This window comes from Enhydrobacter sp. (genome assembly GCA_025808875.1).
Lineage (GTDB): Bacteria > Pseudomonadota > Alphaproteobacteria > Reyranellales > Reyranellaceae > Reyranella.
This window is the reverse complement of record CP075528.1, coordinates 1,786,575-1,801,357: the sequence shown is the minus strand read 5'-3', so window position 1 is coordinate 1,801,357 and position 14,783 is coordinate 1,786,575. Positions and strand designations below refer to the sequence as shown.

Annotated in this window: 19 protein-coding genes; 5 read left to right on the top strand and 14 right to left on the bottom strand. The window is 66.2% G+C overall.

Annotated features, from left to right (window positions below; translation table 11 throughout):
* Positions 1-7 precede the first annotated feature (7 nt).
* From KIT25_09055 to KIT25_09035, 5 genes are all read right to left on the bottom strand, one after another.
* Entirely contained in the window at positions 8-1,276 is a 1,269-nt protein-coding gene (locus KIT25_09055) for a TRAP transporter large permease subunit (GenBank protein ID UYN97059.1), read from the bottom strand.
* Positions 1,273-1,854: a TRAP transporter small permease gene (locus KIT25_09050; protein ID UYN97058.1), complete on the bottom strand. Its 582-nt coding sequence runs from the start codon at positions 1,852-1,854 to the stop codon at positions 1,273-1,275. The genes KIT25_09055 and KIT25_09050 overlap by 4 nt, the downstream gene beginning before the upstream one ends.
* A gap of 82 nt (positions 1,855-1,936) precedes the next feature.
* Positions 1,937-2,956, bottom strand: a complete 1,020-nt coding sequence (locus tag KIT25_09045) for a TRAP transporter substrate-binding protein (GenBank protein UYN97057.1) — start codon at positions 2,954-2,956, stop codon at positions 1,937-1,939.
* A 111-nt stretch (positions 2,957-3,067) separates the two neighbouring features.
* Positions 3,068-3,727, bottom strand: a complete 660-nt coding sequence (locus KIT25_09040) for a DUF1013 domain-containing protein (protein UYN97056.1) — start codon at positions 3,725-3,727, stop codon at positions 3,068-3,070.
* Between the two features lie 160 nt (positions 3,728-3,887).
* Positions 3,888-4,826 carry an OmpA family protein gene (locus KIT25_09035; GenBank protein UYN97055.1) on the bottom strand — a complete coding sequence of 313 codons (939 nt, stop codon included), beginning with the start codon at positions 4,824-4,826 and terminating at the stop codon, positions 3,888-3,890.
* 341 nt (positions 4,827-5,167) lie between these two features.
* On the opposite strand from KIT25_09035, the gene KIT25_09030 reads away from it, so the two are divergent.
* On the top strand, positions 5,168-5,959 hold the full coding sequence (locus KIT25_09030) for an enoyl-CoA hydratase/isomerase family protein (GenBank protein UYN97054.1): 792 nt from the start codon (positions 5,168-5,170) through the stop codon (positions 5,957-5,959).
* Positions 5,960-5,979: 20 nt separating this feature from the next.
* On the opposite strand, the gene KIT25_09025 is transcribed toward KIT25_09030, so the two are convergent.
* The gene (locus tag KIT25_09025; GenBank protein UYN97053.1) at positions 5,980-6,894 is read right to left on the bottom strand and encodes an MBL fold metallo-hydrolase; all 915 of its coding nucleotides are present in this window, start codon (positions 6,892-6,894) and stop codon (positions 5,980-5,982) included.
* A gap of 114 nt (positions 6,895-7,008) precedes the next feature.
* On the opposite strand from KIT25_09025, the gene KIT25_09020 reads away from it, so the two are divergent.
* Both KIT25_09020 and KIT25_09015 read left to right on the top strand, forming a co-directional pair.
* The gene (locus tag KIT25_09020; protein UYN97052.1) at positions 7,009-7,212 is read left to right on the top strand and encodes a type II toxin-antitoxin system VapB family antitoxin; all 204 of its coding nucleotides are present in this window, start codon (positions 7,009-7,011) and stop codon (positions 7,210-7,212) included.
* The gene (locus tag KIT25_09015) at positions 7,209-7,610 is read left to right on the top strand and encodes a PIN domain nuclease (protein ID UYN97051.1); all 402 of its coding nucleotides are present in this window, start codon (positions 7,209-7,211) and stop codon (positions 7,608-7,610) included. The genes KIT25_09020 and KIT25_09015 overlap by 4 nt, the downstream gene beginning before the upstream one ends.
* An 8-nt stretch (positions 7,611-7,618) precedes the next feature.
* Here KIT25_09015 and KIT25_09010 read toward each other — a convergent pair whose 3' ends face one another.
* Genes KIT25_09010 through KIT25_09000 form a run of 3 tightly spaced genes read right to left on the bottom strand, consistent with a single transcriptional unit; the run spans position 7,619 to position 9,335 of the window.
* Positions 7,619-8,128, bottom strand: a complete 510-nt coding sequence (locus KIT25_09010; protein ID UYN97050.1) for a hypothetical protein — start codon at positions 8,126-8,128, stop codon at positions 7,619-7,621.
* Positions 8,129-8,153: 25 nt separating this feature from the next.
* On the bottom strand, positions 8,154-8,942 hold the full coding sequence (locus KIT25_09005; GenBank protein ID UYN97049.1) for a TSUP family transporter: 789 nt from the start codon (positions 8,940-8,942) through the stop codon (positions 8,154-8,156).
* Positions 8,943-8,987: 45 nt separating this feature from the next.
* On the bottom strand, positions 8,988-9,335 hold the full coding sequence (locus KIT25_09000; GenBank protein UYN97872.1) for a helix-turn-helix transcriptional regulator: 348 nt from the start codon (positions 9,333-9,335) through the stop codon (positions 8,988-8,990).
* Positions 9,336-9,433: 98 nt separating this feature from the next.
* Between KIT25_09000 and chrA the strand changes: the two genes are divergently transcribed.
* Positions 9,434-10,642 (top strand): chromate efflux transporter, encoded by a 1,209-nt coding sequence (chrA, locus tag KIT25_08995; GenBank protein UYN97048.1) that lies wholly within the window; start codon positions 9,434-9,436, stop codon positions 10,640-10,642.
* Here chrA and KIT25_08990 read toward each other — a convergent pair.
* From KIT25_08990 to KIT25_08970, 5 genes are read right to left on the bottom strand one after another with little or no spacing between them, the layout of a single operon-like run.
* A complete protein-coding gene (locus tag KIT25_08990; protein ID UYN97047.1) occupies positions 10,639-11,439 on the bottom strand; it encodes an enoyl-CoA hydratase in 801 nt (266 codons plus the stop codon). The genes chrA and KIT25_08990 overlap by 4 nt on opposite strands.
* On the bottom strand, positions 11,439-13,235 hold the full coding sequence (locus tag KIT25_08985) for an acyl-CoA dehydrogenase C-terminal domain-containing protein (protein ID UYN97046.1): 1,797 nt from the start codon (positions 13,233-13,235) through the stop codon (positions 11,439-11,441). Before KIT25_08985 ends, KIT25_08990 begins: the two co-directional genes overlap by 1 nt.
* Positions 13,236-13,262: 27 nt before the next feature.
* The gene (locus KIT25_08980; protein UYN97045.1) at positions 13,263-13,703 is read right to left on the bottom strand and encodes a MerR family DNA-binding transcriptional regulator; all 441 of its coding nucleotides are present in this window, start codon (positions 13,701-13,703) and stop codon (positions 13,263-13,265) included.
* Between the two features lie 34 nt (positions 13,704-13,737).
* Complete coding sequence (locus tag KIT25_08975) at positions 13,738-14,073, bottom strand: NUDIX hydrolase (protein ID UYN97044.1); 336 nt, start codon at positions 14,071-14,073, stop codon at positions 13,738-13,740.
* Positions 13,983-14,195: an NUDIX domain-containing protein gene (locus KIT25_08970; protein UYN97043.1), complete on the bottom strand. Its 213-nt coding sequence runs from the start codon at positions 14,193-14,195 to the stop codon at positions 13,983-13,985. The genes KIT25_08975 and KIT25_08970 overlap by 91 nt, the downstream gene beginning before the upstream one ends.
* 59 nt (positions 14,196-14,254) lie before the next feature.
* Here KIT25_08970 and KIT25_08965 point away from each other — a divergent pair, with 59 nt between their 5' ends.
* A complete protein-coding gene (locus KIT25_08965) occupies positions 14,255-14,779 on the top strand; it encodes a gamma carbonic anhydrase family protein (GenBank protein ID UYN97042.1) in 525 nt (174 codons plus the stop codon).
* Positions 14,780-14,783: the final 4 nt, after the last annotated feature.

Here is a 14,783-nt window from a genome sequence, read left to right as displayed (position 1 = left end):
CGCCGGATCAGAACTTCCCGGTGACGGGGTACATCGCAATCCAGGGCTGCCAGATGACGAGGCCCAGCCCCATCATCATCAGCAGGATGAAGGGAAGTGCCGCCCGGCACAGCACGCCGAACTTCTGCTTGAAGGCACCCATGGCGACGATGAGGTTGATGCCCACCGGCGGTGTCAGATAGCCGATCTCCAGGTTGAGGATCATGATGACGCCGAACAGCACCTTGTCGTAGCCATAGGCGGCGGCGACCGGCGCAAGCAGCGGCGCCAGCACCAGGATCGCCTCGCCCGTCGTCATCAGGCAGCCGACGATCAGCAGCAGCACGTTGATCAGCAGGATGAAGACGAGCGGACTGTCGACGTAGCCCTGCATGAACGCAACCATGTCCTGCGGGATGCGATGCTCGATCATGATGATGTTGAGGCTGAGCGCGACGGCGAGCACGGGGAACAGCGAGCCGCCGAGCTTGGAGGCATCGAGCACGACGAGGTAGAAGTCGCGCAGCTTCAGTTCCTTGTGAACGAAGATCTCGATCACCATGGCATAGCCCAGCGCCACCGCGGCGGCCTCGGTCGCCGTGAACCAGCCACTGTAGATGCCGCCCAACAGAATGATCGGCATCAACGCCGCCCAGATGCCGCGGCTGAACGAGCTCTTGAATTCGCCGAAATCGAACGATTCGCGCGGCCGGTGCCGGTTCACCCACAGGGCATAGACCGACAGTATGGTGACGAGCAGGGCGCCGGGGCCGAAGCCTGCGAGGAACAGGTCGACGATCGAGGTCTCGGTGATCAGACCGTAGATGATCATCGGGATCGACGGCGGGATGATGATGCCGAGCGTGCCGCCCGACATGATGGCGCCCAAGGTGAAGGTGTTGGCGTAACCAGCCTTGCGCATCGCCGGGTAGAGGACCGAGCCGACCGCCAGCATCGTGACGATCGAAGAACCCGAGATGGCGGCGAAGACCGCGCACGACAGAACGCAGGCGACGGCCAATCCACCCGGCAACGGCCGCGTGATCGCCTGCAGCATGGCCACCAGACGCTGGGCGATCGAGCCGCGCGTCATGACATTGCCGCACAGGATGAAAAGCGGGATCGACAGGATCAGCTCCTTGTCGATGCCGACCCACATGTCCTCGACGATGTAGTCGAGCTGGCCGCGCCCCCACACCATGTGGATGTAGGCGGCCACGCCGAGCAGGATGACGACCAGTGGCTGGCGCAGGACCAGCAGCAGGACGATCAGGCCGGCGAGCAGAACGCCGGTCATTCCTGGAACTCCGGTGGTCGAGGGCGCACCGCGGGCCAGGCGGCGTAGACGAAATAGCGCAGCGCCGCCGACAGGAAGCCGAGTGGAATGGCCGACTGAAGCGGCCAGACGAGCCAGTCCAGCACCGGCATGCGCAGCTGGGTCTGGGCGGTCGAGATCACGAAGACGACACCGAACCAGACGAAACCCAGCAGGAACGTGCCGGTGACGACATCGGCGATCCGGTCGAGTGCCGGACTCCAGGCCGCTGGCACCCACGAATGGGCGACGCGCGGCACCAGATGGCTGCCAGTCGCCGTCGCGATGCCCACACCCATGAAGCTGCCGACGATCAGCGCGATCATCGCGAAGCGTCCCGCGGCGAAGATGCCGGTCGGACCGATGTCGATGCCGAGCGCGGCCAGCGTGGGTCCGAGTACCTCACGGCCGAAGACGTCGACGATCATGATGAGGGCGATGAACGAGAAGCACACGACAGCCACCCAGCATTCGATGCGATGCCAGATGGCGAGAACGCGGGGAATCCAGGCAGGAGGCTGCGACGGCACCGGCGCGCCGGCGGAATGGGTATCTGTCATCGAGGAAGCGGGAGACGGAAGATGCGACGCCGGCGCAGGGTGAGTGCGCCGGCGACTGTTGCTTGCGGTATGCGCGCGGCGATCAGACGCCGCACTTCTTCTTGGCGTCTTCCATCAGCTTGAAGAAGTTCTCGGCGTCTCCGCCCACCGACTTGACCATCTGCGGCCATGCCGGCTCGAGCACCTTCTGCCACTGCGCCCGCTCCTCGGGGGTGAGGGCGACGATCTGGCCGCCGTTCTTGAGATGCAACTCGAGGATCTTCTCCTCGAAGCCGCGAATCTCGGCGCGCAGCTGCGCGGCCGTCCGCTTGCTCACGGCGGCTTGCAGGGCGTTGCGCTGCTCGGCGGTGAGCTTGTCGTAGACCGCCTTGGACATCACGACGATGCCGCCCGAATCGACGTGATTGGTGCGAGTGTAGACCGGCGCCACCTTGCCGAGGCCGGACGGCACATAGAACGTGACCGGTGCGTCGGACACGTCGACCAGCCCGGTCTGGTGTGCCGATGCCCACTCGGTGATGCCGAGCGGATTGGGATTGGCGCCGAGGGCGACCCAGAAGGCGGCCGCGGTCTTGGTGGGCGCCGAGCGCGCCTTCAGGCCCTTGACGTCGGCCGGCGACTTGAACGGCTTCTTGCCGACGATGTTGCCCGAGCCGACATGCGTCCAGCCGAGGAATACCACGCCCTTCTGCGCGAGGGCGTTGGTCGTGTAGGGGATCAGGGCCTGATCGTAGACGCAGTCCTGCTGGCGGCTGCTGCTGAAGTAGAAGGGCAGGCTGGTCAACGAGAGTTCGGGCACCAGCGCCGCCGCCGCGGCGACCGAGAAGCCGCCCATGTCGATGCGCCCGCGCGCCGTTTGCTGCATCGTATCCTGCTCGTTGCCGAGCTGGGCGTTGATGAAGGGATTTATCTTGATCGCCCCCTTGCTCTCCTCGTTCACGTCCTTGACGAAGCGGTCGAGCTGCATCACCCAGGGCGTATTGGGCGGGGCGCCCGTGGTGTAGCGGAACTCGACGGGCTTGCCCTGCGCCAGGGCCGAGCCTGCCAGCGCCATCGTCAGTGCCGCACTCGCGGCAACGAGCGCTCCAGTCAGTCGGATCATGTACCCGTTCCCTCCTCTGTCCCTTCGGCGCGGCACGCTCATGGCGCCGTTTCGCCGATTGCAGTCTGCCGATGTTCGCGGCCGATGGCGAGAAGGAAGTTGGCGGGCGCGTCAGTTTTGCGTCGGCTCTCCGACGTCGGGTTGATCGGCCTCCGCCGGATCGACCGCCGTCGGCTCCTCGGACGCCACCTCGGCTTCCGGCTCGCCGGCCTTCCGTGCCGCCTTCTTGCGCGCGGCGTCCTCGCGTGCCGCCTTGCGCCGGGCGCGATCGACCGCGTCATTGAGATCCTTGAGCGTACACAGGCCGAGCGTCACGGGATCGCGCGGCCGCACGTTCTGCATGTTCCAGTGGCTGCGGTCGCGGACCGACTGGACGGTGCTCTTGGTCGAGCCGACCAGCTTGGCGACCTGGCTGTCCTGCAGTTCGGGATGGACCTTGAGCAGCCAGGCGATCGCGTCGGGCCGGTCCTGGCGCTTGGCGACCGGCGTATAGCGCGGGCCCTTGGAGCGAGCGGCGGGCAGCGGCACGTCGCGCTTGCTCAGCTTGAGGCGGGCGTTGGGATCGGCCTCGCAGCGCTTGATCTCTTCCTTGGTGAGCTGGCCGCTGACCGTCGGATCGAGCCCGGTCATGCCGCCCGCGACCTCGCCGTCGGCGATCGCCTGAATCTCGAGCGGATGCAGGCCGGCAAAGGCCGAGATCTGATCGAACGTCAGGGTCGTGTTCTCGACCAGCCAAACGGCGGTCGCCTTGGGCATCAGCACTTGCGACATGAATTCACTCTCCTGCGACCGGATATAGAGGCGGCTTCGGGCCCCGCCAACCCGAAAAGCGGATCGGCGCGAAAACATCCAACCCCTTGATATTCGGCCCAAAAAGGAAACGGCCGGGTTGCCCCGGCCGTCCCGCGAAGCATTGGGCTTCGAAAGCGTCTTACTGGATGACGATCTCGACGCGGCGGTTCTGCGGTTCACGCACGCCGTCGGCGGTCTGTACCAGCGGTTGGCTCTCGCCGCGGCCGATGACCGAGATGGCCGTGGCCGGCACGCCGTCACGCACCAGCGCATCCTTGACGGCATTGGCGCGACGCAGCGACAGCGCCATATTGTAGGCCTCGGGGCCCGACTTGTCGGTGTGGCCGGTCGCCGTGATGCGGGCGTTGCCCTTGGTCTTGTAGGCGTTGGCCGCCTGCTTGATCGTGTTCAGGGCCTGCTGCGAGAGGTTCGAGCGGTCCCAATCGAAGAACACCATGAACGACGGAGCGGCCGGGGCTGGCGGCGGCGGCGGCGGCGCGGCCGCCGGGGCGCCGAACTTGAGCTGGAGGCCGAGCATCACGCTGAAGTTGTTGTTACTCCAGGTGGTGCCGCCGACACTCGGGTTGCTCGTGCCGTAGTAGCGGCCGTCGAGGTTGACGCGGAAGTTGGTGTCGACGTTCCAGCCGAGACCGAGAATGCCCTGATAGGCGAACTGGGTGCTGCCGAGCGATGAGTCGCCGTCGACGAAGGCGACGCCGGCACCAGCGCCGACGTAGGGAGTGATGACGGAGCCCGGCGCGAAGTCATACAGCAGGTTGGCCATCACGCTGAGCTGGCCGACCTTGTTGGCGATGGCACGGCCGGTGAAACCGCCGTTGTGCTGGTTCTCGCGATACTGACCTTCGAGCTCGACGCGGGGGCCGACGAAGTCGTAGCCGATCACACCACCCGCAGTCCATCCGGTCTGCGGCGTGACGCCGGTGCCGAGGATGGTGGTGTTCAGCAGCCAGTTCAGACCGCCTTGCGCACCGACATAGAAGCCAGACGACGGCGTTTGCGCCTGGGCCATGACCGGCAGCGCGACAATCGCAGCGGCGGCCATCAAAGCCTTCTTCATGAGTTCTTCCCCTCGTTATTAACAGACAGACGAGCGTTGGCGGGGCTGGGTATCACCAACTCCGCGCCGAATATACACACCACCATTGGTGAGGTGCAAGGAGCCGGGGCTTTTCGACAAGCCCCTGTGGCCGACCGGCAACAGTGCTGATTTGCATAGCTTATGGGCCGTTTTGCGTCCATCGCCCGAATCTACATCTTGTGTCCGGCGAACGATTCACCAGACGTCCCGCGGTGGCGATTTGCACCTCGCACTGCGGCTTTCCGGCCGCGGTCGTAGCCGCAGGCCCGCCGCTGCGATAAACCGCCGTTCACGACATTCGAAAAAGGGGACGAAGCACCATGGGCCAGTACAGCAAAGTCGAGATCGACGGCCGCCTGATGATCGTCACGATCAACCGGCCCGAGGTCTATAACGCCTGCCATCCCATGGCGAACGAAGAGCTGGTGGCGGCTTTCGACGAGTTCCACGCCAACCCCGACCTGTGGGTCGCCATCATCACCGGCGCCGGCGACAAGGCCTTCTGTGCCGGCAACGATCTCAAGTACCACGCCGAGATCCAGGCCAAGACCGGCAAGCGGCCGATCCATCCGCTCAAGGGCTTCGGCGGCCTCACCAACCGCCACGATCTCGACAAGCCCGTGATCGCCGCAGTGAACGGAGTGGCGATGGGCGGCGGCTTCGAGATCGCGCTGGCGTCCGACATCATCATCGCCTCGGACAATGCGACCTTCGCGCTGCCCGAGCCGAGAGTCGGTCTCGCCGCCGGCGCCGGCGGCATGCAGCGCCTGTCGCGCATGATCCCGCTCAAGAAGGCGATGGGCATGATGCTCACCGGCCGCCATGTCTCGGCGAAGGAAGGCTTCGAGCTCGGCTTCGTCACGGCGGTCGTGCCGCACGCCGACCTGATGAAGGAGGCGCGCCGGTGGGCCGACGACATCCTCGCCTGCTCGCCGATGTCGGTGCGCGCCACCAAGCAAGTGGTCATGCGCTCGCTCGACGCGCCGGCTCTCGAGGTGGCGATGCACAACCTCCACTATCCCGCGTTCGTCGCCATGACGAGGAGCGAGGACACGGTCGAAGGACCGAAGGCGTTCGCCGAGAAGCGCAAGCCGAACTGGAAGGGGCGGTAGAGCGCCGGGCGCCTGAGCGCTCAGCGTCCACGCGCGTTGTCGAAGTCCCAGTCGAGAACGAAGCGGTCGGCCCCTGCCCCGGACCTGGCCTCCTTGATGTAGGCGGCGTGCGGCGGCGCGAAGTGCGCCGGCATGAGCAGCGCGCCCTGCTCGACGCAATCGGACAGCAGCTTCTGCCGCGTCTGGCGCGCCCGGTCGCGGTCCTCGCAGAAGCGGCTGTTCCATTTCCATAGCGGGACCTGCACCGGATTGTGCAGCGCGTCGCCCGAGAAGATGGCGCGCTTGCCGCGCGACTCGAGATCGACGCGGATCTGGCCCGGCGTGTGGCCGGGCGCGGGCTTGAGCGTCAGGCAGCCGCACATGCCGTGGTCGCCCGACACGAACTCGGCTTTCTTCGCCTCGACGATCGGCAGCACCGAATCGTTGTAGGTGTTGACCTCGTAGGGAACCGAATCGGGTCGCTTGGCGACGGCCGCCCAGTGATCGTGGTCGGTGCGCGACATCACGTACCTGGCGTTGGGGAAGGTCGGCACCCACTTGCCGTTCTCGAGCCGCGTGTTCCAGCCGACGTGATCGACGTGCAGGTGCGTGCACATCACGAAGTCGATCTGCTCGGGCTGCGCGCCCGCTTCGCGCAGCCGGTCGAGATACTTCGTGTCCAGCATGTCGAAGCGCGGCATGCCGGGACGCGGCTTGTGGTTGCCGCTGCAGGAATCGACCAGGATCGTGTACTTGTCGGTGCGCACCAGCCACGAATGGATCGAGGTCATCAGCCGCCCGCTCTCCGGCTGGTAGTAGCTCGGCGCCAGCCAGCCCTGCTCAGCGGCGAAGGTCTCGGCCTCGAACTCGGGGAAGAAATCCTTGGCCGGGAAGCCCGGCCCCATCTGCTCCTCGATGCGCGTGACGCGCACGTCGCCGATCCTGCGGTCTTGCATGCGTTCCTCCTGGTTGAGGGCAGTTTGCATGGCCCGGTAGGCCGTCTCCAGTGGTGGCGTACGCTCGGCGGAATGTGTATATTGTGACTCAAATATACACATCAAGGCAACCGAATGCGCACCAACATTGACATCGACGACAAGCTCATGGCGGAGGCTCAAAAAGTCTCCGGCATCGCGACCAAGAAGCAGACCGTGGAGGAGGCTCTCCGTCTGATGGTCCGATTGCGTCGGCAGCAGGAAGTCCGATCGGCTTTCGGCAAGTACCGCTGGCGCGGCAACCTCGCACGCAGCCGAGAAGGCCGAGGCATGGAATGACAGTCGTCGACACCAGCGTATGGATTGACTTTCTGAACGGCCGCGACGCACCCCACGTCAGACATCTGAATGCCGCTCTCGGCGTCGAGGAGATCATCGTCGGAGACCTGATGCTCTGCGAGGTCCTGCAAGGCTTGCGCGACGAGCGACAGGCCCGAGAGGTCGCGACCCTGCTGCGCCGTTTCCAGATCGTGCCAATGGCCGGAGAAGGGATTGCCGTCGTGGCCGCGCACAACTTCCGCACGCTACGACGACTCGGCATCACCGTGCGAAAGACCATCGATCTCTTGATCGGAACGTGGTGCATCGAGAACCAGACGGCACTCCTGCACAATGATGCGGATTTCCGGCCGATGGCTCGACATCTCGGACTGGTTGAGACGCCGCTGGCGGTCTGAGCAGTCCTCTACTTGTGAACGAGCGGCGTCAGCCTTCGCGTTGGCGCGCCGACGACCATGAACGGCACCTTCTCCGCGATGTGGCAGGCGTTGCACTGGGTGGTCATTTCCTCGAAGCGCTCGTCGAACTCCTTGCGGTCCTTCTTGCGGATCGCCTCGAGCACCTGCGTATAGGCGCCCTTGAAGAAAATCTCTTCGCCGTTGGCCCGGCGCCTCGGCCGGCGCTCGAAGCCGTTGCGCATCGCCCAAGCGAGCTTCTCGCCGGTGTAGAGCGCGTAGTCCCAATTGCCTTCGGTCGCGCCGAAATACATTTCGGTGTAGCGATAGCCGACCTCGATCATCGCCACGTCGAAGCCGCGCAGCTGCCGGTCGATGGCTTCGACCTGCTTGTCGGGCGGCAACGCCTTCAGCCACCCCGCTGCCGGCGGCGCGCCGGGTGCCTGGGCGATGGCCGCGCCCGCCAGCGCGGTGACGCCCGTCAAGCCGGCCGGCGCGAGCAACTTTCGTACGTCGATCATCGCATTCTCCTTCGATTGCCGATCGCTACAGAACTCCGCTCGCGAGGCCGAGACCGACCACGATCATCATGAACGCCACGACGAGCTGCACGAGCCGCAGGGTGACCTTCTTGAGCAGACGAGCGCCGAGCCAGGCGCCGACGGCCGCCGCCACGATCGCCGTCGCGACAACGCCGGCGACGTCGCCGCTGATTGCCGCGAAGTTCGTCGCGTAGAACGACAGGCCGTAGACGAAGAGGCGGACCGTATCGACGACGACGGCGGTCACGACGCCGGTCGCCACGAACGCCTCCTTGTCGAGGCCTGCCTTCAGCAGGAAGGCCGAGCGGAACGCGCCCTGGTTGCCCGACAAGCCGCCGAAGAAACCGGAGACGAGGCCGCCGGCCGCCAGATAGCGCGGCGGGAACGACAGCTCGGCGAATCTCGGGCTGAGCTCGAGCAGGGCGAAGGCCACGATGACCACGCCGATCACCAGCTTGACCGGCTCGATCTCGCGCGCCTCGCCGAGCAGGCCGTAGCGCGCGAGCACCGGCAGGCCGCCGAGCTGGCCGAGCAGCCAGGCGCCGGCGACCGCGGCCAGCGCCGCCGGCAGACCGAACCGCGCGACCACCTTCCAGTCCGCCTGACGTCCGACGAGAAAGAGCTTGAAGAGATTGTTGACGAGATGGACGACGGCCGTCGCCGGGATCGCGACGGATACCGGGAAGAAGAGCGCGAACGCAGGCATCAGGATGGTGCCGAGCCCGAAGCCCGAGAAGAGCGTCAGGCCGGACACGATCAACGCGGTTGCGGCGATGACAATGTGCGTCAACATGGCGAACGCCGCCATCGTACTATCGAAAGTCGATATCGAACACCGCTATTTCGGCGGCGTGCGGATGTTTGGCGGGCGGCGTCTGCCGGGAGCCGCCTCGAACAGTTCGCCGAACAGTTCCTGGACCTTGCTCTTGGCTTCCTTCAATGCGGCCCGGCCGAGCGGCGTCAGCCGGTAGAGACGCCGGGTGCGCCGCCCCTGCCGGGTTTCCGTCGACCGCAGATAGCCCTTGGTCTCCATGCCGTGCAGCATGGGATAGACCGTACCAGGACTCAGCCGATAGCCGTGCTCGCGCAATTCTTCGATGATCCATAGGCCGAAAATCGGGCCTTGGCTGGCGTGATGAAGAACGTGAAGGCGGATCAGACCGCCATAGAGATCCTTGTCGTCCAATTTCGCCCCGCGCACTTCTTGATCCTAACAGAGGCGGCGGCGAACGGCACCGCTTATCGACTATCGGATTCCGTCATCGACATGCGATAGTCGCCTGCATGACCGAGCAAGAAGCGCAGTCCGCCGAACGGCACTCCATCTGGGAAGTGTTCCTCGTCTTCCTCAGACTCGGCCTGACGAGCTTCGGCGGCCCGATCGCCCATCTTGGCTTCTTTCGCACCGAGTTCGTCGAGCGCCGCCAATGGCTCAGCGAGGAGCACTACGCCGACGTCGTGGCGCTCAGCCAGTTCCTGCCGGGGCCGGCGAGCAGCAAGGTCGGAATCATCATCGGCGTGCTGCGCGCCGGCATCCCGGGCGCGCTGGCCGCGTGGCTGGGCTTCACCCTGCCCTCGGCGCTGGCGCTCGTCCTGTTCGGCTACGGCGTGGCGGCGCTCGGCGATCTGTCGGGCGCGGGCTGGCTGCATGGCTTGAAGATCGTGGCCGTCGCCGTTGTCGCCCAGGCGGTGTGGGGCATGGCGCGCAACCTCTGCCCCGACCGTGAGCGACTGGCGATCGCCGCGGCGGCGACGGTGCTAGTGCTCGCCGTGCCGTCGACCGTGGGCCAGATCGGAGCCATCGTCGTCGGCGGCCTCATCGGCTGGCGCTTCCTGCCGGGCGAGACGATCCAGCTCATTCCGCTGCCGATACGCATCGGCCGGGGCTGGTCGGTCGGCTCGATCGTGCTGTTCTTCGCGCTGCTGATCGGCCTGCCGCTGGCGGTGTCGGCGAACGGCGATCACGCCCTTGCCATGTTCGACGCTTTCTACCGCTCGGGCTCGCTGGTGTTCGGCGGAGGCCATGTCGTGCTGCCGCTGTTGCAGGCCGCGACGGTACAGCCCGGCTGGATCGACAACGACACCTTCCTTGCCGGCTACGGAGCGGCGCAGGCGGTGCCGGGCCCGCTGTTCACCTTTGCCGCCTATCTCGGCACGGTGATGGGGCCGGAGCCCAATGGCTGGCTGGGCGGCCTGGTGTGCCTGCTCGGCATCTTCCTGCCGTCATTCTTCCTCGCCATCGGCCCGCTGCATTTCTGGAACTGGATCCGCCAGCACCCGGTGATGCGCTCGGTGCTCAAGGGCGTGAACGCCGCCGTGGTCGGCCTGCTGCTGGCGGCGCTCTACGATCCGGTGTGGACCAGCGCCATCCACTCCTCCGCCGACTTCGCCATCGCCGCCGTGGCGCTCTTGCTGCTGGTGTCGTGGAAGGTTCCGCCGTGGCTGGTCGTCATCCTGGGCGCCCTGGCGGCGGCAGGCATCGGCCTGCTCTAGCGTCCCTTGAACGCCGGTTTGCGCTTCTCGAGGAAAGCGTTCAGCCCCTCGAAGTGATCCTCGGTCGTCGCACAGGCGGCGAGGCCCTCGGCCTCGCGATGGCTGTGCTCGTCCCAGGAATTGTCGAAGGAGGTGCGGATCAGCCGCTTGGCGACACCGAGCGCGAAGGTCGGGCCGTCGGCGAGCCTGCGCGCCAGCCCGGCGGTCTCGGCGGCGAGCTGGTCCTTGGGCACGATCCAGTTGAGGATGTTCTGATCCTTGGCTTCCTGCGCGCTGAAGCGCTCGCCGAGCAGCGCGATCTCCAGCGCCTTGCGTTCGCCGACGACGCGCGGCAGGAAGTAGGTCGCGCCCCCGTCGGCGCTCAACCCGATGTGGCGGTAGGCGAGCGTGAAGAACGCATCGTCGCTGGCAATTGCGAGGTCGCAGTTCAGGATCAGCGACAGGCCGAAGCCGGCCGCGGCGCCCTGCACCGAGGCGATGACGGGCTTGTTCATCCGGCGGATCTGGTAGATTGCCTGGTGCGCCTTCACCACACGCATCTCGAAGCCGGCGAGATGGGCCTCGCGCTCGGTCGTCAGCGACTTGTGGAAGCCCCTGATGTCGCCGCCCGCCATGAAGTGCGTGCCGGCGCCGCGGATCACGACGCAGCGCACCGCCGGGTCCTTCTCGAACCGCGCCGAGTGCTCGATCAGCAGGTCGCGCATCTCCATGGAGAGGGCGTTGAGCTGCTCTGGCCGGTTCAGCGTCAGCCAGCCGATGCCGTCTTCGACCTCGGCGAGGACATGGGGCGCGGCCATCAGAAAGCCTCGGCCGGCAGGGCCATCAACGACGCCGCACCCGCCTTGATCTGGTGATTGAGTGACGTGGTCTGCGGCAAGACGCGCGCCATGTAGAAGCGCGCGGTCGCGAGCTTGGCCTCGTAGAACGCCTTGTCGCCGCCGTTCGCCAGGCCCTTGTGGGCGGCGACGACGATGCGGTTCCACATGAAGGCCATCGCGGTGAGCGCCATCAGCCGCAGCAGGTCGGTGGCCGCCGCGCCCGCCTCGTCGGGATTCTTCATCGCGTTCTGCATCAGGTAGAGCGCGGCGTCCTGCACGCGGCCGAGCGCCTTCTCGAGCGGCTCGACGAACTCCTTCATCCTGTCGTCGTCCTTGTTGGCGGCGACGAACGCCGCGATCTCGCCGAGCAACCGCTGCGCAGCGCGGCCGCCCTTCATTGGCAGCTTGCGACCGACGAGGTCGAGCGCCTGGATGCCGTTGGTGCCTTCGTAGAGCTGGGTGATGCGCGCGTCGCGCACCAGCTGCTCGACGCCGTTCTCGCGGATGAAGCCGTGGCCGCCGTAGGTCTGCACCGCGAGGTTGGCGCACTCGCTGCCCATGTCGGTGAAGTAGGCCTTGATAATCGGCGTCAGCATCTGGATCAGATCGTCGGCCGCCTCGCGCCTGTCGGCGTCGGGATGGCGATGCGCCTCGTCGATGAGCATGCCGGTCCACAGCGCGAGCGCGCGCGCCGCCTCGGTGAACGACTTCTGCGTGAGCAGCATGCGCCGCACGTCGGGGTGCACGATGATCGGATCGGCCGGACCCGCCGCGTTCTTCGGCCCGGTGAGCGAGCGGCCCTGGATGCGGTCGCGGGCATAGGCGACGGCGCTCTGGTAGGCGCACTCGGCGATGCCCAGTCCCTGCATGCCGACGCCGAGGCGGGCGGCGTTCATCATCACGAACATGGCGTTCATGCCCTTGTTGGCCTCGCCGACCAGCCAGCCCCTGGCGCCGTCCATGTTCATGACGCAGGTGGCGTTCGCCTTGATGCCCATCTTGTGCTCGACCGCGCCGCAGCGGATGCCGTTGCGCTCGCCGACCGTCACCTTCTCGCCGTCCTTCTTGGGCAGGAACTTCGGCACGATGAACAGCGAGATGCCCTTGGTACCGCCCGGCGCATCCGGCAGGCGCGCCAGCACGAGGTGGAGGATGTTCTCGGTGAGGTCGTGCTCGCCGGCCGAGATGAAGATCTTGGTGCCGGTGATCGAGTAGCTGCCGTCGGCCTGCGGCTCGGCGCGCGTACGCAGCATGCCGAGATCGGTGCCGCAATGGGGCTCGGTGAGGCACATCGTGCCCGACCAGGTGCCGTCGGTGAGCTTGGGCAGGTAGAGCTTCCTCAGCTCCTCCGAGCCGTGCCGCGCCAGCGCCTCGTAGGCGCCGTGGCTCAGGCCGGGATACATGCCGAAGGCTTGGTTCGAGGCGGTGATCATCTCCTGGATGGCGAAGCCCACCGTGGCCGGCAGGCCCTGCCCGCCATACTCGGGATCGCAGGTCATCGCCGTCCAGCCGCCCTCGCGGAACTGGTCGTAGGCTTCCTTGAAGCCTTTGGGCGTGCGCACCACGCCGTTCTCGTAGTGGCAGCCTTCCTCGTCGCCCGAGCGGTTGAGCGGGAACAGCACGTTCTCGCAGAGCTTGCCCGCCTCCTCGAGGATCGCCTGGATGGTGTCGGGTGTGGCGTCCTCGTAGCCCGGCAGCGCGGCGAGGCTGCCAACGTCGAGCACCTCGTTGAGCACGAACTGGATATCCTTCAACGGCGCCTTGTAGACGGCCATGGTTCCCTCCCTCGAAGAACGGAAAGATCAGTCGCTTTCGGGATCGGCGCCGCGCTGGCGCAGCTCGGCCGCGACATGCATCTCGACTTCCCTGAAATCGGCGATCTGCGCGTCGAGGTCGCGACGCCTGCGCTCGAGATCGGCGATGTGCAGGCGGCTGCGGCGCAAGAGCTCCCTCATCTGCTGCACGCCGGTGCGATCGACCTGGTAGAGATCGAGCAGCTCCTTGATCTCGGCCAGCGAGAAGCCGAGCCGCTTGCCGCGCAGGATCCAGGTCAGCTTGGCGCGGTCGGAGACGCTGTAGAGCCGGGTCATGCCCTGGCGGCGCGGCTTGATCAGCCCCTCGTCCTCGTAGAAGCGTATGGTGCGCGGCGTGATCGCGAACTCGCGCGCCAGCTCGGCGATGCTGTAGATTCGCGGCGTGTCGCGCTGGCTGGCGCTCTTGGCGGACGGGGCAACGAACGACATGATAAAGATATCATAGTTGACGTTTACGTAAACGTCAATGTGGGTTTACGTAAACGGAAGGCATTCCAAGATCGCGCAGGATCGGCCGATATCCCGCGAGTGCCAGATCGGTAAGGACAATGGCCGCCTCCGGTGTGACCCATCGAAGCTCGCTGTGCTCATCGTCGACAATGCGGGGTTCGCCGCTCTGCCAGGCTGTGACGGCATAGAGCTGATACGTGGCCAAGTCGCTCGGCAGAGCGTTGGGATCGGCGATCTCGGCGAGCTGCTGGAACTCGGTCACCAGGATGCCGACCTCCTCACGCGCCTCCCTGACGAGTGCCTGCCCAGGGTTTCGCCTCCCTCGACGTGCCCACCGGGAAAGCTCCAAAGGCCCGGGTACGTCCTTCGCTTCGGGCTGCGCTTCGCCATCAGGAGCTCCCGCCCCCTGACCAGCACGGCGTTGACGACAATCCGCATCGCGATCTCCAGGTGTGCGACGGCCACGAGCATGCGCTAAACAGCGTCGCGGCATCGGAATCATGAATACACGAGAGGAGGACCGAGTCCCCATGGCCATCTATCAACTCGGCGACCGCAAGCCGGTCATCCCGGACTCCTGCTTCGTCGCCCCCGAGGCGACGGTCATCGGCGACGTGCGGCTGGGCGAGCGGGTCAGCATCTGGCCGGGCGCCGTGCTGCGCGGCGACAACGAGCCGATCGTGATCGGCGACGACAGCAACATCCAGGAGGGCTCGGTGCTGCACACCGATCCCGGCGCGCCGCTCACCATCGGCAAGAGCGTGACGGTCGGCCATCAGGTGATGCTGCATGGCTGCACCGTGGGCGACGGCGCGCTGATCGGCATCCAGGCCGTCGTGCTCAACAAGTCGGTGATCGGCAGGGATTGCCTGATCGGCGCCGGTGCCGTCATCACCGAGGGCAAGACCTTCCCCGACCGCGCCGTGATCTTCGGCGCGCCCGCCAAGGCGGTGCGTGAGCTCAGCGAGGACAACGCGCTGCGCCTGCGCATGAGCGCCGAGAGCTACGTCCGCCGCGGTGCCGAATACAAGACGAAGCTGAAGAAGATCGGTTAGCACG